This is a genomic window from Faecalispora anaeroviscerum, from assembly GCF_947568225.1.
In the GTDB taxonomy this organism is placed as follows: Bacteria; Bacillota; Clostridia; order Oscillospirales; family Acutalibacteraceae; genus Faecalispora; species Faecalispora anaeroviscerum.
In genome coordinates, this window is the sequence record NZ_CANOOQ010000001.1 from 2,548,748 (window position 1) to 2,568,669 (window position 19,922).

Below are 19,922 nucleotides of genomic sequence, written 5' to 3' on the forward strand. Positions count from 1 at the left end.
ATTTTGATTTCTTCTCTGCTATGATTATATCGACCAGAATACAAAGGATGTGAGATAAAAATAATAATAATAATAATAGTTTGGATTAAAAGTTCAGTCCTCTTTCAATGCGGAGTATTCTTCCATTTGTATTATTAAACATAGCGGGCGAAAATACTTAAAAGCATTTGAATGGTTTGAGTACGCAAAGAAAGATATATTTGGGAGATGAGAGCATGGAGATTATCTTAATGGCAGTGGGCCTGATTGGTATGGCTCTGCTAATTTACCTGTTTTACGTTCTGTTTCGAGGTGATTGGTTATGAGTGATATAATGATACAAGACCTATTGTACTTGGTTGTTTTAATTGGAATGTCTATTCCGGTGGGTGGCTATATCTACCGCGTGATGACAGGACAAAAGGTATTTTTAACAAGGGCTTTTGCTCCTGTGGAAAAAGGAATTTATAAACTGATGGGTACCTCTGCCGATGAAGAAATGAATGCAAAAAAATATGCATTTTCCGTTCTTCTGTTCAGTGCGGTTGGCTTTGTTTTTCTTTTTCTCCTGCTGCTGGTGCAGGGGTTTCTGCCATTTAATCCGGAAGGAATGGAGGGCACCAGCTGGCACCTTGCTTTTAATACTGCCGCAAGCTTTATTTCTAACACAAACTGGCAGGCCTATTCGGGCGAATCCACTTTGTCTTATTTAACGCAGTTTTTAGGCCTTACCGTCCAGAATTTTGTATCGGCAGCAACGGGCATGGCGGTCCTTTTTGCGCTGATCCGGGGGTTTATCCTAAAGCAAAACAAAACCCTGGGCAGCTTTTGGGTAGACTTGACCAGAGCGGTTCTTTATATTTTAATCCCGCTCTCTTTTGTAGTAGCGCTGCTTCTTGTTTCTCAGGGAGTTGTGCAGACCTTCAGCCCATACAAAGAGGTTGCCATGCTGGAAAATGGGGTTGCACAAACGATTCCGTTAGGCCCTGCGGCCAGCCAGATTGCGATCAAGCAGCTTGGAACAAACGGAGGCGGTTTTTTTGGAATGAACTCCGCGTTTCCGCTGGAGAATCCCACGCCATTTTCCAATCTGATACAAGCCTTATCTATTCTACTGATTCCCGCTGCGCTTTGCGTGAGCTTTGGGAAAGCGGTAAAAGACAGCAAACAGGGGCGGTCTATCTACATTACGATGATGATTTTCTTTGTTGCTGCGCTTACTGTTACAACATTTAGCGAACAATTTGCCGCGCCGGTATTGCAAGGGGTGGCTGCCTCGGGAAATATGGAGGGCAAGGAAGTAATTCATGGCATTGGCGCATCTTCTTTATGGGCAACCGTTACTACGGCGGCCTCAAACGGTTCCGTCAATTCGATGCACGACAGTCTTACCCCACTGGGCGGAATGGTCTCAATGTTCCTCATGCAGCTTGGTGAAATTGTATTTGGCGGCGTGGGCAGCGGGCTTTACGGGATGATTGCGTTCGTGCTGCTCACAGTTTTTATCGCGGGATTGATGGTTGGCCGGACGCCAGAGTATTTAGGGAAAAAAGTAGAGCCATTTGATATGAAAATGGTGTGCTTAATTGTCCTTGCCCCGCCGCTGTTAACCCTGCTCGGAACCGCGGCCGCTGTCGTTAGCCCTGACGCTGCCTTGTGGCTGACAAATTCGGGGGCACATGGGTTTTCAGAGATTCTGTACGCCTTTTCTTCTATGGCAAATAACAACGGCAGTGCCTTTGCGGGCTTTCAGGCGAACACTGTGTTTACGAACATTTTAGGCGGAAGCATTATGCTGCTGGTTCGTTTTATTCCAATGACAGCAACGATTTTTCTCGCCGGGAATATGGCGCAGAAGAAAACGGTTGCTGCCGGTGAAGGAACCTTATCTACCAGTAATGCAACCTTTGTGGGACTTTTGATCGGAGTGATCCTGATCATAGGCGCACTGAGCTTTTTGCCCGCACTGGCGCTTGGCCCAATTGCCGATTTTTTTACGACGCGATAGAAGGGGATTCAAATGGAAAAGAAGAATGTGAACAAGAACATTTTTGCGGATGCGCTGAAGCAGTCCCTTGTAAAACTGGCTCCCCGTGTGCAGGTGAAAAATCCTGTCATGCTGGTGGTTTATATCGGAGCGATACTAACTACCGCATTATATCTTCTTTCTTTTACGGGGCTAAAGGATGAAAGTGCAGGCTATACCCTGGCCATTTCGTTGATTTTATGGTTTACCGTGCTGTTTGCCAACTTTGCCGAGGCAATTGCGGAGGGGCGCGGACGGGCGCAGGCAGCCAGCCTGCGCAGTGCAAGAAAAGATGTCAAGGCAAAAAAATTGAAATCCGCATCCAGTATCGAGGATTACACGGAGGTTCTTTCCAATGCGCTGAAAAAAGGCGATATTGTCTACGTCAAATCCGGTGAGCAAATTCCCATGGACGGAGAAGTCATTGACGGCGCGGCCTCTGTTGACGAAAGCGCCATCACTGGTGAATCGGCGCCGGTGATCCGCGAATCCGGCGGTGACCGGAGCGCAGTTACAGGCGGCACGACCCTGGTATCTGACTGGCTGATCATCCAGGTAACAGCGGAGGCCGGAGAAAGCTTTCTGGATAAAATGATTTCTATGGTGGAAGGCGCTGCCAGAAAGAAAACACCCAATGAGATTGCCCTGCAAATCTTACTGATTACGCTCACCATTATTTTTCTTGTGGTTACCGCAACCTTGCTGCCTTTTACTGGCTTTGCGAGCACTCAATCCGGCTCCGGTTCGGCGATTTCCATTACCAATGTGATTGCCCTTCTGGTGTGCCTTGCACCGACCACGATCGGCGCGCTTCTTTCTTCCATTGGCATTGCGGGCATGAGCCGCCTGAACCAGGCCAACGTTCTGGCCATGAGCGGGCGCGCGATTGAAGCCGCCGGCGATGTAGATGTGCTGCTGCTGGATAAGACAGGAACCATTACCTTGGGGAACCGTCAGGCAAGTGAATTTTTGCCGGTTGGCGGGGTTTCGGAGCGGGAGCTTGCCGATGCCGCACAGCTTTCTTCTCTTGCGGACGAAACGGCAGAGGGCAGAAGTATTGTTGTTTTAGCCAAGGAACGGTTCGGGATGCGCGGCCGGGAGCTTTCAACGCTTGGCGCAACCTTTGTGGAATTCACCGCGAAAACAAGAATGAGCGGCATTGACTATCAGGGGAATGAAATCCGAAAGGGTGCCGCAGATACCGTGAAAGCATTTGTGCTGGAAAAGGGCGGCGAATACCCGGAGGAATGTGAGCAGCAGGTAAAGCGCGTGGCTGGTGCCGGTGGTACTCCTCTGGTGGTCGCAAAGAACAATCAGGTGCTGGGTGTGATCTATTTAAAGGACATTGTGAAGAACGGCGTGAAGGAACGCTTCGAGGATTTGCGCAAAATGGGAATTAAAACCATTATGATTACCGGTGACAACCCCATGACTGCGGCGGCAATCGCCGCGGAGGCAGGCGTTGATGATTTTCTGGCAGAGGCCACGCCGGAAGCGAAGCTCTCGCTCATTCGGGACTATCAGTCCAAAGGGCATCTGGTTGCCATGACGGGCGACGGCACGAACGACGCCCCCGCGCTGGCGCAGGCAGATGTCGCGGTTGCCATGAACACGGGAACACAGGCCGCGAAGGAAGCGGGAAATATGGTGGATCTGGATTCCAGCCCTACCAAGCTGATCGATATTGTACGGATCGGTAAGCAGCTGTTAATGACCAGAGGCTCGTTGACCACCTTCAGCGTGGCCAACGACGTGGCAAAATATTTTGCAATTATTCCGGTGCTGTTCTTTGGGATTTACCCGCAGCTTGCCGCCCTGAATTTCATGGGGCTGACCAGTGCCACAAGCGCCATGCTGTCAGCAATTCTATATAACGCACTCATTATTATCGCTCTGATTCCTCTGGCGCTCAAGGGTGTGAAGTATCGGGAGCTGCCCGCCGGGAAGCTGCTGAAAAGAAACCTCCTGGTTTATGGATTGGGCGGGATCACCGCTCCTTTTGTTGCAATTAAGCTGATTGACATGATTCTGACCGTTTGCGGTCTTGTGTGAGGGGGACAGAAACAATGAAAAGCATGAAATTACTGAAGCCCGCACTGGTATGCTTCGCCCTTATGACGCTGTTGTGCGGTATCCTTTATACGGCCGCGATTACGGGTGCTGCCCAGTTGTTCTTTCCAAGTCAGGCGAACGGCAGTATTCTAACTGTTACCCTGAAGGACGGAACAAGAAAAGAATATGGCTCTGAACTGATTGCCCAAGAATTTACCAAGTCTCAATACCTGATTGGAAGACAGACCGGTGTATCAAATCTGTCCCCTACCAGCGACGAGCAGAAAAAGCTGGTTCAGGAACGCATCGATTGGTGGCATTCCTTTGATCCGGGCAACACAGCGGATATTCCAGCGGATTTAGTGACAGCTTCGGGCAGCGGCGTTGACCCCAATATTTCCCCTGAGGCAGCGGAATATCAGGCGGCAAGGATTGCGGCGGCCAGAAACATCACTGTGGATGAAGTAAAGCGCGTAATTCAAACCTACACCAGCGGACGCTTTCTTGGGGTGATCGGTGAGCCGGCCGTCAATGTTTTGAAGGTTAATTTAGCTTTGGATGGTTTGCTGTAACCTTCAAAAGTGGTATGATGTTTGAAAGAGTAAGGCGGTGAGTGTTGAATGGAATCCTTTGATCACAGACCGGACCCCGACGCCATATTAGAGGAGCTTCAAACGCATCGGGAGCAGCGGCAGGGCAGACTCAAAATATTTTTTGGCTATGCCGCAGGGGTCGGCAAAACCTATGCCATGCTCGAGGATGCACAGGATCGCTATAAAAGCGGAATGGATGTTTTGGTTGGTTATGTGGAACCGCATACGCGCCCCGAGACCATGCAGAAGCTGCATGGTCTGCCGGTGCTTCCACCGAAAATGGTACCCTACCGCAATATGGAGCTGCAAGAATTTGATCTGGATGAAGCCCTGAGGCGCAAACCGGAGCTGATTCTTGTGGATGAGCTGGCCCACACCAACGCACAGGGCGGACGCAACAAAAAACGGTATCAGGATATCGAGGAACTCCTGGGAGCCGGAATCGATGTGTATACGACGGTCAATGTTCAGCATATGGAAAGCCTGAACGATGTTATTGAGAACATCACAAAAATCAGAGTGCAGGAAACCGTACCCGATTCTGTTTTTGACCGCGCTGAAAAAATTGAATTGGTCGACATTGAGCCGGATGAACTCCTGCGGCGGTTGGAAGTCGGCAAAATTTACCGGCCGGAACGTGCCGAAACAGCGATGCAGAATTTTTTCACACGAGAAAATCTGCGGCTTCTGCGTGAAATTGCTCTTCGCTGCACTGCGGATAAAATCAGCTTGGAGAATCAAAACGAGCGGAGCTTATCCGATAAAATGGCGAACACCAAACTGCTTGTCTGCATCGGGGCTTCTCCCTCGTCTGCAAAATGTATTCGGTGGACGGCGCGGGCTGCGGAGGCCTTTCACGCAAGCTGGGTTGCGTTGTATGTGGAGGATATTGAAAGCGAGCAGCTTACCGCGGAGCAGCAAAAAACGATTCGAGCCAACATGGATTTAGCCGAAAGGCTTGGAGCGGAAGTTGTCAACCTGACCGGGCACGATATTGCGGTTACCGTAGCAGAATATGCAAAGCTCTCCGGCATTACCAATATCGTAGTCGGTAAAAGCAGAAATAAAAAAACAATTAAAAATCTATTTGACATGGATTTTGAAGATCAGCTGATTTCTCTGTTGCCCAGCATAGAGGTTCATATCATACCCGGGGGCGCGGCGAAACGCAGTTATAAGAAGCCCTATCCGAAGATGAAAAATGAAAACTTCTGCTTTTCTTGGGCGGATGTGATCAAATCCCTTTCTATTTTAGTGGCTGCTACTCTGCTTTCCTTTGGAATCCACAAATTGGATATGATGAACCAGAATATTATTATGGTTTATATTTTCTCTGTCTTGCTGATTTCACGGGTGACGGAGGGGTATCTATATGGAATTGCCGCTTCTGTAATCAGTGTGCTGACCTTCAATTTCTTTTTTACAGAACCGTATTTTACATTAAACGCGATACAATCCGGCTATCCACTTACTTTTATTATTATGCTGCTGATTGCTTTGACAACAAGCACCTTAACCGTGCGGATCAAAGCGGAGGCGCGGTTGGCCGTGAAACGGGAACACCGCACTGAGGTTCTGTATGAGATCAACAAGAAACTTCTCGCAACCAGAGGGCTTGACCGGATTGTAGACCTGACAAACGATTCTATCGTCAAGCTGTTCGGGCGTTCTATCATCTTTTTTACCATTGATCCCGAACACGGTGAAGATGGAAGCGTAATGCAGGCGGCCGATGATTTGGGTGCCGATGTTTTGAATTCCGCCGATGAAAAAGCAGTTGCACATTGGGTGTTTCTCAATCAAAAGCGTGCCGGGGCGGGAACGGATACCCTCATGGGAGCGGCAGCGTTTTATATGCCGGTCATCTCTCAGGGAAAGGTACTGGCCGTTTGGGGAATTTCCTGTTTGAAAGGAACTCTGGATCATAATACACGACTGTTTTTACGCATGATTGCCTCACAGGTAGCCATGGCTTTGGAGCGCCAGCATCTTTCAGATGAGCAGCGCAATGTGATGGTGGAGTCGGAAAAAGAAAAAATGCGCAGCACTCTTTTGCGAGCGATCTCTCATGACCTGCGCACCCCTCTCGCCGGTATTTTAGGGGCCAGCTCTGCGATCCGCGAAAGTGGAGCAATGCTGGATCAAACGACAAGGGACAGCTTGGTGGCCAATATACAGGAGGAATCACAATGGCTGATACGCATGGTCGAAAACCTGCTTTCTGTAACGCGAATCAATGAAAACGCCTCAAATCTTGTGAAAAACCCGGAGGCTGCGGAGGAAGTGGTAGGGGAAGCGGTCAGCCGCATCAAGCAAAGATTCCCGAAACGAGAGATTGTAGTTCATGTTCCGGAAGAGTTTCTGGAGGTTCCCATGGATGGAACCTTGATTGTACAGGTGCTCATCAATCTTCTGGAAAATGCCATCAAATATTCCCCCAATGATTCTTCTGTGGAAATTCGCTTAGAGAGGGAAGGAGAATGGGCCAAGTTTGAAGTGCTGGATCGCGGAAGGGGCATTTCCGTTGAAGATTTCCCCTATCTTTTTACAAGCTACCAGCCCAGCGAAAGCAGGAGCGCCGATTCCTCCAGAGGAATGGGAATTGGATTATCTATTTGCAAAACCATTATTCAAGCGCATCAGGGCAGTTTGGAGGCCGAGAACAGGGAGAATGGAGGAGCGGTGTTCCGCTTCACTTTGCCCTTGAAAGGAAGTGAATGAATATGGACATCAAGCCCACGGTTTTAATCATTGAAGATGAGGAAGCCATTTGTAATTTTATCTCTGCCGTTTTAACCTCGAATCACTATCAGGTGGTGAAAGCCAAAACAGGGGAGGAAGGGTTTTCTCTGTTTACTTCTCATATTCCGGACATTGTTCTTCTGGATTTAGGCCTGCCAGACATGGATGGGATCGAGATACTAAAGAGAATACGCCAATGGTCAAAGACCCCCATCATCGTGGTTTCCGCCCGTGGGCACGAGCGTGAAAAGGTTGCCGCTTTGGATTTGGGGGCGGATGATTATATTGTGAAACCTTTTGGAACCTCTGAGCTGCTGGCCCGAATCCGAACAGCAATGCGGCATAGTTTCCCATTGACCGGCACAAATACTTTGGGGTCGGAAAAAGTGACCATCGGAGAGCTGGAAATCGATTATAACAAACGGGTGGTGTGCAGGGACGGAGAGAAAATTCACCTGACCCCTATCGAATATAAAATATTGGTTTTATTGTCTAAAAATGCGGGCAAGGTACTCACACATGATTTCATCATACAAGAGGTATGGGGCATTTACACAGATGAAAGCCATACCTTGCGTGTGAACATGGCAAACATCCGAAGAAAAATAGAGGTGAACCCCGGAGCTCCCAGGTATATCCTCACTGAAGTGGGTGTTGGTTACCGAATGGCAGAAGAACCGGTTGAAAAATAAGCAATTTTATTCTATGATAGAGCGAAGGCAAAATCGGATTTTAGCGGTCAGAGGCAGAAAGCGGCAATCTTTTGCTTATCCTAACAGAATTGGAGTCATAACAGAGGGATGAATGTAATAGAGATTTTAAAGGCAGTTTTTTTAGGCGTCGTGGAAGGAATCACCGAATGGCTGCCGATCAGCAGTACCGGCCATTTGATTCTGGTGGATCAGTTTTTAAAGCTGAACGAATCAGATGGATTTAAAGAGCTCTTTTTTGTGGTGATTCAGCTGGGAGCAATCTTGGCCGTCATTGTGTTTTATTGGAAAAAGCTATGGCCTTTTTCGAACCAAGGGAAATTACATATTGAGAAGGATACGGCTTCTTTATGGATGAAAATATTGGTTGCGTGTATCCCGGCCGCGGTCATCGGGCTATTGCTGGATGATCCGATCGATGCTTTGTTTTATAACTACCAGACCGTGTCCTTTACGCTGGTGTTGTATGGTATTCTTTTTATTATCATCGAGAATCACCACAAGGATTCCACTGCAAAAATACGTGACGTCAATCAAATGAATTATAAAACAGCGCTTTTCATCGGCCTGTTTCAGGTTTTGGCGCTCATCCCCGGTACCTCCCGTTCGGGAGCAACGATCATCGGCGCAATGCTGCTTGGAACATCCAGAGTTGCGGCCACAGAGTTTACGTTCTATTTGGCGATCCCGGTGATGTTCGGTGCAAGCTTACTGAAAATGCTAAAGTACGGATTGCCCGGTACCAGTTTGGAAATCACCGTTTTGCTGGTGGGAACGCTGGTGGCCTTCCTCGTATCGCTGCTTGCAATCCGGTTTTTAACGGTCTATATCAAGCGGCATAATTTTAAAGTGTTCGGTTGGTATCGAATCGTTCTTGGCATCATCGTGATATTGACATTTCTGTTTTAATGTAAGAGTAAGGAAGGCCACCCTGTAAAGGGTGGCCTTCCTTTTGTGAGATTACAGGTGAGAGGCTGCGGAAAAAGAGAATTATTTTGCTCCGCTGACAATATCGTAATACGCGCGGGAGGTAATGAGATATACCAGCACATAAAACAGGGCAAAGGTCAAGTAGCATATGAGGGAAACAACAACGAGCAGCATGGTGTTGTAAAGGCCGAACAGCAGAAGTAGCTTTGAGATCATCGGGAACGCAAAGGCTACATGTACCCCGGCTGCAATCAAGGGCAGAAAGAATACGGTGAGCACCTGGGAATTGATGCTCTTCTTAATTTCCCGCTTTGTCATGCCGACCTTCTGCATAATTTCAAAGCGGCTTTGATCTTCGTAGCCCTCCGAGATTTGCTTATAGTACATAATCAGCACGGCGGCAAAAACGAACACGATCCCCAGCAGAACACCCAAAAAGAGCAGGCCGCCGTTCAGGCCATAGAACTCTGAGCGGTTATTTGCAAGGCTTTCAACGGATACAGTTGCAAATTTCGGGTCCTCTTGCTGAAGCTTCTGAATCGCCTGAGAGATTTCCTTTCGGATGGCGATCTCCTCCGAGTCGTCGCAGGAGAGATCAAACCCGTAATAATCAGTCTCAGCAGAAATTTCATACTCCGAGTAGGTTTTTGCCCAGCTGCGAAACGCCTCGCGTTCCTGTTCAAAATCTGGCACGATCAAAAACAGGGACGAAAAAATCTGCGCGGAGTCGGTTCCGTTTTCCAAAAATTTCGGAATGATCTTCTTAATTTTTTTTGTACTTTGATTTTGCAATGTAATGGTATTGCCGGTATAGTCGGTTTTTGTGCTGCAGAGAAGTACCTCGTCCGCAGCCAGAGCCTCGTTTGAGCCGGTCAGGCGGTTGTATTCGTCCACAGGCAGAACGAACACCTGGCGAATCAGGTTGGTATTTTTCAACGCGGAGGAATCCAGCAGCCCGCGATTGAAGTCTACCTTATCATTTTCCAGAATTGCCGTCAGGCTGAGGCAACGGTATTGCAGGAAATTTTCTTGTTGAAGCTGATGTTTTTTCAGTACAGCCTCCGCAGCCTGATGGACCTGATTTGTTTGGGATTCCTCCAGAGTGTTGGTCTGGACCGAAATATCCCTGGGGTAACGCCCATGAAGAGAATCCTCCGTTCCCACAAACAGGCAGACGGTGGAGGACAGCATGACCAGCACCATCGTAGACAGAATGCAGATCGAGGCCAGGCCAGCGCCGTTGCGCTTCATGCGGTACATCATGGAAGATACCGATACAAAGTGGCGTGTTTTGTAATAATAGCCCTTGTTTTTTTGCAGAATCTTGCAAAGAACAACCGAGCCCGCGATAAACAAAAGGTAGCTGGCAACGATGACCATGACGGCCGCTACAAAAAACCACAGCAGGGCAGAGATGGGGTCTTGAATGGTAATTGCCAGATAATATGCGACGACTAAAATCACAACCCCCAAAAGAGCCAGCACCCAGTTGGCTTTCGGCGGGCGTTCTCCAACCGTTTCACTGTGCAGAAGCTCAATGGGCTTTGCAACATGAATTTGGCGAAAGGTATTGAGGAAAATCAGAGCGAAAATGCCGATAAATAGCACGAATGTGGACGTGATGGCACTTGGCTCCACCGAAAAGGTGAAGGTTACTGTGCCGCCCATCAGGTTTATCAGCAGCAGCTCCGCCAGCTTGGAAAACAGAATGCCAAGGAAGAGTCCACCCAAAAGAGCAATCGCGCAGATCGCGGCGCTTTCCCAGAGAAGAATGCGAGTCAGGTTTCCCTTTCCCATGCCCAAAATATTATAAAGCCCAAATTCCTTTTTTCTTCTGCGAATTAGAAAAGAGTTGGTGTAAAACAGAAAAATAAGGGCAAAAACGGCGATCACCCCGGTGCCGAAGCTCAGAATACTCTGCAGGGTGGTGCCGCCCCGTATGAGAGCAACATTTGCATTTTTGGAAAGAAAGCTGATCAGGTAATACATCATTACCATTCCCACGCAGGTGAGAAGGTATGGCAGATAGGTCTTGCGGTTCTTTTGAATCCCCGTCCAGGCGAGACGGGCATAAAAGCCGTGCTTCATTTCCGTTCACCGCCTGTCGCAAGAACGGTAAGCGTGTCGGTGATTTTCTGGTACATTGCCTCTTTGGTACTGCCGCCGCGGTAAATCTGGTGAAAGACCTCGCCGTCTTTAATGAACAAAACGCGGCCCGCATGAGAGGCGGCCTTGACCGAATGGGTCACCATTAAAATGGTCTGCCCGCCGCAGTTGATCTGCGCGAACAGGTGGAGCAGTTCGTCGGTCGATTTTGAGTCCAGCGCGCCGGTCGGCTCATCGGCCAGAATCAGCCTGGGGTTCGTAATGAGCGCCCGGGCCACGGCAGCCCGCTGCTTTTGCCCGCCCGATACCTCATAAGGATATTTTTTCAAAAGCTCCGAAATGCCGAGCTGCTTTGCAATCGGCGCAAGACGTTTTTCCATCTCCTGGTACGGCACGCCGGCCAGCACCAGAGGAAGATAAATGTTGTCCATCAGAGAAAACGTGTCGAGCAGATTGAAGTCCTGAAATACAAAGCCCAGGTTATCTCTGCGGAACGCGGCGATTTCCGATTCCTTTATTTTGGAAAAATCGCGTGCGTCGAGCAGCACAGAGCCGCCTGTGGGTTTGTCGAGAGCGGCCAGAATATTCAAGAGCGTGGTTTTACCGGAGCCGGATTCACCCATGATTGCTACATATTCGCCCTTTTCCACGCTGAACGAAACGTTTTTCAGCGCTTCTACCTGATTCCCGCCAAAGCGGGTGGTATAAACCTTTTTTAGGTTGTTAACTTCGAGAATAGACATTTGGCATTCCTCCTTGTATGGGCTTATTGTAGCAAAAAGGAGAAATGGGCCGCCATCGAATCGGCTTACATTTCCCCTCGAGTGTCTTACAAATTTGAAAGGTGCCGTGGCCATACACGGATTTCCAGGTTCTCTTGGGGCGCTATTCCCGCTCCAGCGTTGTGCGGTTTAAATCCAAAGTGATTACGGTACCTCTTCCCAACGCAGACTCAGCCGTGATTCGGTGCCGCAGATTGCCGCAGATTCGGCGGCACAGGTACAGGCCGATTCCGCTGGCCTTTTTGTCTCCGCGCCCGTTATAGCCGGTGTAGCCCTTTTCAAAAATACGCGGCAAATCCTCCGGTGCAATGCCGATGCCGGAATCGCTGATGCAGAGAATACCCGGCTCGTTCATTGTAATCGAGATAGTTCCGCCGGCCTTTGTGTATTTGATCGCGTTGGAAAGCAGCTGCTCCAAAACAAACAGAAGCCATTTTTCGTCTGTCAGAGCAGAGAATTCGGTCGGCTCGTAAACCAGCCTGATTTTACGGCGAATGAACTGAGAGGCGAATTTTCGCACGGACTGCCGAAGGATGGGATCCAGATCACAGCTGCGGATCAGATAATCCGTAGAACAGGAATCCAGCCGCAGGTAGCAAAGCACCATCTCCACATATTGTTCAATGTGTTGCAGCTCCTCCGTCAGCTCGCGGCTGAAAGGGGAGTCGTCGTCCTGCAAGCTTAGATACATGGATGCAATCGGGGTTTTAATCTGATGCGCCCAAACGGTATAATATTCGATTAAATCGGTATATTGGCTTTGCATCCGGTTTTCTAAATTCACCTTTTCCTGAAACAAAGACAAAATGATCTGCTGGTAATCTTCCTCCAGCAGATTCGATACGCGAGGAAGCCGCTTTACGGTAACGGCAACCTCAGAATAGAGAGCCAACAGCTCTTTGTGCCGCGCGAAAAAGGAGATAAAATCCAAAAGAAGTACCGCCAGTCCCAAAACCGTGCAAATGGCCGTAGGGTAAAGCACTGCCGCCAGTGGCAGATGATATAAAGCGAAGGACAGAAAAAAGATGGCGCAAAACAGAAAAAAGACGAAAGTTTGCTTTGTGTGCGCCTTCAGATAGCGGTTCCATAATTTCATAGTCTGCCCCTTTCCAGAACTCTATTCCACCAAGTAGCCCATTCCCACCTTGGTGGTGATGAAATGCGGCAGGCCTGCGGCGTCGAGCTTTTTGCGCAGGCGAGTCATGTTTACGGTCAGTGTGTTTTCGTCTACAAAGCTGTCGGTTTCCCACAACCGTTCCATCAGCTTTTCACGGCTTACCACCTGCCCCTTGCGTTCCATCAGCGCCTGGAGGATACGGTAATCATTCTTCGTTAAGTCGATGCGTTCCCCCTGATAGGTCAGCGTAGCGTCGGCGGTGTTCAGCAGGGCTCCTCGATGCTCCAGCACAGAAACCTGCCCCGAAAAATCGTAGGTTCTGCGCAGAATCGCCTGTATTTTCGCCATGAAGACAGACAGATCAAAGGGCTTGGCAATAAAATCATCGCCGCCCATGTTTATCGCCATAACAATGTTCATGTTCTCGGAGGCCGAAGAAATAAAAACAATGGGGACTTTTGACACTCTACGGATTTCACTGCACCAGTGGTATCCGTTGAAAAAAGGCAGCGAAATATCCAGCAGAACCAGGTGAGGGTTGTATTCGGAAAACACCGAAAGCACGTTTTGAAAATCCTCAACACACTTCGCTTCCAGTCCCCATGCCTCAATATGCTTTTTCATTGCGGCCGCAATTCCCGAGTTGTCTTCCACAATCAGAATCCGGTACATGGCATCACCTTGCTTTCTCTGTCCCTTATTGTAACCTGCCTGCCGTTGGTTGACAAGCCCAATGGTTAGCTGCCTACTTTTAAAAGAATACCAAAGGTTTTATGTAAAATAAGAAGAAATATTTTTTGCAATATGCCTTCCAGCTAATTGACAATTAATCCCAGCATGGGATATTATCATAATGAAATTGATTGGGAGCATACATTCGGTCTGAGAAAAAGAATGATGTTGAGTCTTTTTTTCACCTTCTATGCAGAAGTCAAAATCCCAATATAAGAGTGCGGGTAAGATTGATTGAAATTTAAGCGGAGATTTTGAGAAGGGTGAAAATGATGAGGACAATATTAAAAAGGGGCTTGGCGTGGATTACGTCTTTGGCGCTGGTTGTGGGTTTTCTTCCGGTGCTGCCGGTGAGCGCAGCTGGTGCGGATGTGGAGCTTTCTTGTACGACTGCTTCCGCTACCTTTACCGCATCCCAAATATTTGGTTCAACAGAACTGGATTCCTATGCTGATCTTGGAAATGGCATGTTAACTCAGCCTGTATGCAATGGTTTTGTGGCAATGATACAGGGTGCAGATTCTAATCCGAATACCGATCCTTATATTTATGGTGCTTATAATAGAGACGGAAGACTCTATTCAGATCCAGTGGCATATGTTAACAATAGTCAATTAAAGTTTACTTTCCCCCAGCCAGGTGTTTACCAGTTTTACGCATTTTATTCTGATGATATACACCCTGATATTGACAAATCGGTTGAAATTACGTATGAAAAATCCTACGCAGTGCCAACTGTCACCGCGCTCTCGCCCACGAGCGGCACGACCGCAGGGGGAACCTCAGTCACGATTACCGGTACGGATTTTACAGATGCGACAGCGGTGGAGTTCGGCGATACAGCTGCGGCGTCTTTTACCATTGATTCTGCAACAAAAATTACTGCCAATTCACCCGCGCACAGTGCGGGTGCGGTAGATGTAACGGTTACAACGGCAGGCGGCACGAGCGCGACAGGTACCTCCAGTCAGTTTACCTATACGTCCGCTTCATCGCTCTCATTTACTTCTGGTACAACCGCGGATTATGCCGAAAATCAGTCGGACTCTGCCTATACCGCGCAGGCGGCTGGCACGGGAACGATTACCTATTCCATAACAGGCGGGAATGATAAAGACCGGTTCAACATTGACTCATCGTCCGGCGAAGTAACCTTTATTGGTGCGCCGGACTATGAAACACCTCAGGATTTAGATAAGGACAACGTCTACGACATTACCGTGAAAGCAACGGACGGCACAGACGAGGCAACGCAGGATGTTGCAATCACGGTTACAGATATTGACGATGTTAACTTCAGCGATTCAGACAATGACGCTCCTGGCGAGAGCATTTCTTCCAATACAATCATCAGGGAACTGCTTGTGGAAGGCGGAGGAACGGTAAATGTAAGCTTTTCTACGGTGAAAGTGGGCGAAAATACTCCTTGGACATGTGTTTATCCTCCGAACCACGATCATACTGGGTCCCCGGGAGGACTGTATAGTTTAGCATATACAGGAGCTACGACTTCGGGAGTCATGCTCCAGGTTTCGGTTCCATCCGGCTATTCCTTCGACCTTTCCAGCTTTAAGTTTGCGGCGGATTTATCCAGTGTTAGTAAAATTTATATTGGTACATTAGAGGATACGGACTCCTTCGGTTCTGCCGATGTAACGCAGAACGTCAGTAAGGGGTATACCATCGTTCAGCCCTCGGTAAACGATGTAACCTCGGTTGTGTTATCTTCAGAGAACTACACGCTGTTTCAGGATTTTGAAATTACGGACTTAAAGCAGACATCTACGTCCCCGGCTGCGCCAACCGTCACCTCGCTCTCTCCCACGAGCGGCACAACTGCGGGCGGAACCTCTGTAACCATCACAGGAACAGATTTCACAGATGCGACAGCGGTGGAGTTCGGGAGTACGGCCTCAACGTCCTTTACCGTAGACTCTTCCACGAAAATTACTGTCAATTCACCCGCGCACAGTGCGGGTAAGGTAGATGTAACAGTTACAACGGCAGGAGGCACGAGCGCGACAGGTACCTCCAGTCAGTTTACCTATACCGAGCCAGCGCTCGCGCCAACCGTCACAACAGGGGAGGTAAGCAGTGTTGCGCAGACGACGGCAACTGCAAACGGTAATGTTACCAATTTAGGTTCGTCTAACCCGACACAGCACGGCTTTGTTTGGAGTACCTCGGCGAATCCGACCACCTCCAATTCTAAAACGGAACAGGGTGCCGTTTCGGCAACAGGTGCCTTTACGGGCAGTATCACCGGCCTTGCGGCGAACACAACCTACCACATTCGTGCATACGCGACCAATAGTGCTGGAACCTCCTACGGCGAGGATGTGACTTTTGCGACTCAGGCTGCTTTAGTCGCGCCAACCGTCACAACAGGGGAGGCAACCAGTGTTGCGCAGACGACGGCGACTGGGAACGGTAATGTTACCAATTTAGGTTCGTCTAACCCGACACAGCACGGCTTTGTTTGGAGTACCTCGGCGAATCCGACCACCTCCAATTCTAAAACGGAACAAGGTACCGTTTCGGCAACGGGTGCCTTTACGGGCAGTATCACCGGCCTTGCGGCGAACACAACCTACCACATTCGTACATACGCGACCAATAGTGCTGGAACCTCCTACGGCGAGGATGTGACTTTTGTGACTCAGGCCGCTTTAGTCGCGTCAACCGTCACAACAGGGGAGGCAACCAGTGTTGCGCAGACGACGGCGACTGGGAACGGTAATGTTACCAATTTAGGTTCGTCTAACCCGACACAACACGGCTTTGTTTGGAGTACCTCGGCGAATCCGACCACCTCCAATTCTAAAACGGAACAGGGTGCCGTTTCGGCAACGGGTGCCTTTACGGGCAGTATCACCGGCCTTGCGGCGAACACAACCTACCACATTCGTGCATACGCAACCAATAGTGCTGGAACCTCCTACGGCGAAGATATGACTTTTGCGACTCAGGCTGCTTTAGTCGCGCCAACCGTCACCTCGCTCTCTCCCACGAGTGGCATGATCGCAGGAGGAACCTCTGTAACCATCACAGGAACAGATTTCACAGATGCGACAGCGGTGGAGTTCGGGGGTACGGCCGCAACGTCCTTTACCGTAGACTCTTCCACAAAAATCACCGCAACGTCACCGGCGCACAGTGCAGGTGCGGTAGATGTAACGGTTACAACGCCAGCCGGCACAAGTGCGACAGGTACCTCCTGTCAGTTTACCTATACTGCGCCGTTACCGACTGTCACCGACGCGAATATCTCAATTAGCGGAGCAACGGGGACGGGCGGAATCTATAAAATCGGAGATACCGTAACGGTAGCTTGGAACAACTCCACCTCGGGAGACAACAGCACTGGCGTCACCGGAGTGACAATGAACTTTACCGCCTTTGGCGGTGGCGCGGCAGTCACCGCCACGGAGTCCGGCGGTGTTTGGAGAGCTGCCTATACCATCACGGTGGGCAGCATCAATGGTACGAATAAAAATATTTCTGTCACCGCGGTCAACCCGGCAGGTTCTACCACTACGGTGGATACAACAAATGCCGCGGTCAACAATATTCTCCCGGCTGCTCCGTTCTCTCTGGCTCTTGCCGCCGAATCGGACACGGGCGTGGCGGATAACATTACCAGTAATACAACGCCGACCATTACCGGTCAGGCGCAGGCAAATAGTACAGTAAAGGTGTTTGTTGAGGGTCTTCTGATCGGAACCGCAACGGCAGACGGCTCTGGAAACTGGAGCTTTACAGTACCCGCATTGAGCGATGGAACCCACAGCTTTACAGCACAGACCGCAGATGAGGCAGGGAATCTCAGCAGTTTATCCACAGCTTGCTCTGTGATCATCGACACCCTTGGTCCGACGGTTTCCGGCGTAACCGATAGCGAGAATTACAATACCGGGAAAGCGGCAACTTTTACCGAGGCAACGGCAACGCTGGCCAAGAACGGTGGAACCCCTGGGGAGTACACTTCGGGTACCACCATCAGTGAGTCGGGAAGCTATACTCTGGTTGTAACGGACACGGCCGGTAACCACACGGTGGTAGCATTCACCATTACCATGAAAAAAATCTTAAGCACCATCACCGCACCGGTGGCAATTACGGGCGTGGCAAATGGTACGGCTAAAACAGCCGCCGCTCTGGGGCTGCCCGCCAAGGTAACACTGAATACTGACAGCGGTGAGGTGCAGGCAGATGTGACATGGGATGTAGCCGCCAGCACTTATCAATCGTCCAGCTCTGCGGAGCAAAGCTTTACCGTTAGCGGAACGGTTACTTTACCGAGTGATGTGATCAATTCGGGGAGCATTCCCCTTACAACGAGTATTAGTGTGACGGTAAAGAGAGCATCCAGTTCCAGCGGATCGTCTTCCGATCATTCTTCTTCCGGCGGTGGTTCCTCCACCTCTTCTGCTTCAAAGCCGACGGAGTCGGTCACCGGCGGAACCACTAATACGGCAATCGTTGACAAAAACGGAACCGCAAGTGTTGGTGTTACCGATCAAAATATTGCCGACGCGATAGCCGATGCCAGAGCGCAGGCTGCTCAAAGGGGCGCTGATGCAGGCGAAATCACGGTGGCGATCAATGTTTCTACCGGCAGTGCAAATCCTTCTACCCTGAGTGTGAATCTGCCGAGAACCACTCAGCAGCAGGTCATTAACAATGGGATTGCCGGTATTGAGCTAATCGTTAACCGTTCTGATTTTACACTAGGCATGAATCTCGCGGCGATTTCCGAAATTAACCGGCAGGCCAATGCCGATGTGCAAATTACCGCGACCAGATCGCGTGATCCTCAGTTGAGACCAGCGGCCAGAAACGCCATTGGCAGCCGCCCGGTTTATGATTTCCACGCTACCTATCAGAATGGTACCCAGAGCGTAACGAATTTTGGGGACGGAAGAATTTTTGTCAGTATCCCTTATACGCCGGCGAGCAATGAGGCAGTGGGGTATCTGTACATGGCTTATGTGGACGGCAGCGGCAACGTTACCCGTGTTCCGGGCTCTGCCTATGACAGGAACAGTGGCTGCCTGATCTTTGAGACCAATCACTTATCTGTATACGGTATCGGGTATTCAGCGCCGAGCGCCAAATTCACCGACATCAGCAGCCATTGGGCAAAGGAATCCATCGATTTTGCGGTTGGACGCGGACTTTTCGGTGGCAGAGCGAGCGGAAAATTTGGGCCCGACACCGCTATTACAAGGGGCGATTTTATCACCGCTCTGGGCAGGCTTGCCAGAGCAAATGTCAGCAGCTACACGAAGAGCAGCTTTACGGACGTTCCAGCAAACTCCTACCACCTTCCCTATATCGAGTGGGCCTGCAAAAACGGCATCATTCAGGGCGTTGGCAGCAATCGGTTTGCGCCGGAGCGCGCTATCACCCGTGAAGAAGTCGCGGCTGTTCTTCAAAACTATGCCAAAGTGACCGGCTACATTCTGCCGGTTACCCGCGAGGCAGTCACTTTTGCAGACGGCACCAGCATTGGTAGCACCGACCAGAATGCAGTCAGAACCATGCAGCAGGCCGGTGTCGTGATGGGCGGCAATAACAACAAATACAGCCCGAAGGCGGCGGCCACCCGTGCGGAGATTTGCGCGATGTTGTACCGCTACGTCAAGCTGACCATTGACCCCGCCACTGCACAGGGCTGGGCGAAAAACGACAGCGGGCAGTATATGTACTACAAAGACGGCAAAGCACTCATTGGCTGGCAGACGGTGAACGGCAAGGTATATTGCTTTGACAGCAGCGGCGGTGCCTATGCAAACGGATGGAGAAAAAACAGTAAGGGAGAAAGCTTCTACCTTTCTTCGAACGGCAGCGCCGTTACCGGTTGGCAGACAATCGCAAGGAAGCGCTACTACTTTGATGCCTACGCGAATATGGTAGCTGGTCAATGGCTCCAGGTGGACAGCAGGTGGTATTATTTCTACGCAGACGGTTCCCTGGCCCAAAACACCACGATTGGCGGTTACCAGGTGGATGCGAACGGTGTACGAAAAGCATAACCAAATGAATAAAAATCAGCGCACAGACTGGATTTTCCAGCCCGTGCGCTGATTTTTTTGTCTTGCAGAATAAAAGGCGAGGTGCAAATGGCAGCCTGCCATTCCATTGAAGTTT

General features: G+C 49.8%; 11 protein-coding genes. 7 read left to right on the forward strand and 4 right to left on the reverse strand.

Annotated features, from left to right (window positions below; translation table 11 throughout):
- Positions 1–301 precede the first annotated feature (301 nt).
- The 6 genes from kdpA to QOS46_RS12645 all read left to right on the forward strand — a co-directional run bounded on the left by kdpA (position 302) and on the right by QOS46_RS12645 (position 9,011).
- Complete coding sequence (gene kdpA, locus QOS46_RS12620; protein ID WP_283610238.1) at positions 302–1,987, forward strand: potassium-transporting ATPase subunit KdpA; 1,686 nt, start codon at positions 302–304, stop codon at positions 1,985–1,987.
- A gap of 12 nt (positions 1,988–1,999) precedes the next feature.
- Complete coding sequence (gene kdpB / locus QOS46_RS12625) at positions 2,000–4,057, forward strand: potassium-transporting ATPase subunit KdpB (protein ID WP_283610240.1); 2,058 nt, start codon at positions 2,000–2,002, stop codon at positions 4,055–4,057.
- 23 nt (positions 4,058–4,080) lie between these two features.
- Positions 4,081–4,629 (forward strand): K(+)-transporting ATPase subunit C, encoded by a 549-nt coding sequence (kdpC, locus tag QOS46_RS12630; protein ID WP_283610845.1) that lies wholly within the window; start codon positions 4,081–4,083, stop codon positions 4,627–4,629.
- Positions 4,630–4,677: 48 nt separating this feature from the next.
- A complete protein-coding gene (locus tag QOS46_RS12635; protein ID WP_283610242.1) occupies positions 4,678–7,371 on the forward strand; it encodes a sensor histidine kinase in 2,694 nt (897 codons plus the stop codon).
- 2 nt (positions 7,372–7,373) lie between these two features.
- Positions 7,374–8,084 (forward strand): response regulator transcription factor, encoded by a 711-nt coding sequence (locus QOS46_RS12640; protein ID WP_283610244.1) that lies wholly within the window; start codon positions 7,374–7,376, stop codon positions 8,082–8,084.
- A 108-nt stretch (positions 8,085–8,192) separates the two neighbouring features.
- Positions 8,193–9,011 carry an undecaprenyl-diphosphate phosphatase gene (locus QOS46_RS12645; RefSeq protein ID WP_283610246.1) on the forward strand — a complete coding sequence of 273 codons (819 nt, stop codon included), beginning with the start codon at positions 8,193–8,195 and terminating at the stop codon, positions 9,009–9,011.
- An 81-nt stretch (positions 9,012–9,092) separates the two neighbouring features.
- On the opposite strand, the gene QOS46_RS12650 is transcribed toward QOS46_RS12645, so the two are convergent.
- The 4 genes from QOS46_RS12650 to QOS46_RS12665 form a co-directional block, all read right to left on the reverse strand.
- Positions 9,093–11,120 (reverse strand): FtsX-like permease family protein, encoded by a 2,028-nt coding sequence (locus tag QOS46_RS12650; protein ID WP_283610248.1) that lies wholly within the window; start codon positions 11,118–11,120, stop codon positions 9,093–9,095.
- Positions 11,117–11,881: an ABC transporter ATP-binding protein gene (locus QOS46_RS12655; protein ID WP_283610250.1), complete on the reverse strand. Its 765-nt coding sequence runs from the start codon at positions 11,879–11,881 to the stop codon at positions 11,117–11,119. Before QOS46_RS12655 ends, QOS46_RS12650 begins: the two co-directional genes overlap by 4 nt.
- 142 nt (positions 11,882–12,023) lie before the next feature.
- Positions 12,024–13,016, reverse strand: a complete 993-nt coding sequence (locus QOS46_RS12660) for a sensor histidine kinase (RefSeq protein ID WP_283610251.1) — start codon at positions 13,014–13,016, stop codon at positions 12,024–12,026.
- Positions 13,017–13,037: 21 nt separating this feature from the next.
- Positions 13,038–13,709: a response regulator transcription factor gene (locus QOS46_RS12665; RefSeq protein WP_283610252.1), complete on the reverse strand. Its 672-nt coding sequence runs from the start codon at positions 13,707–13,709 to the stop codon at positions 13,038–13,040.
- 329 nt (positions 13,710–14,038) lie between these two features.
- Here QOS46_RS12665 and QOS46_RS12670 point away from each other — a divergent pair, with 329 nt between their 5' ends.
- On the forward strand, positions 14,039–19,807 hold the full coding sequence (locus QOS46_RS12670) for an IPT/TIG domain-containing protein (RefSeq protein WP_283610253.1): 5,769 nt from the start codon (positions 14,039–14,041) through the stop codon (positions 19,805–19,807).
- Positions 19,808–19,922: the final 115 nt, after the last annotated feature.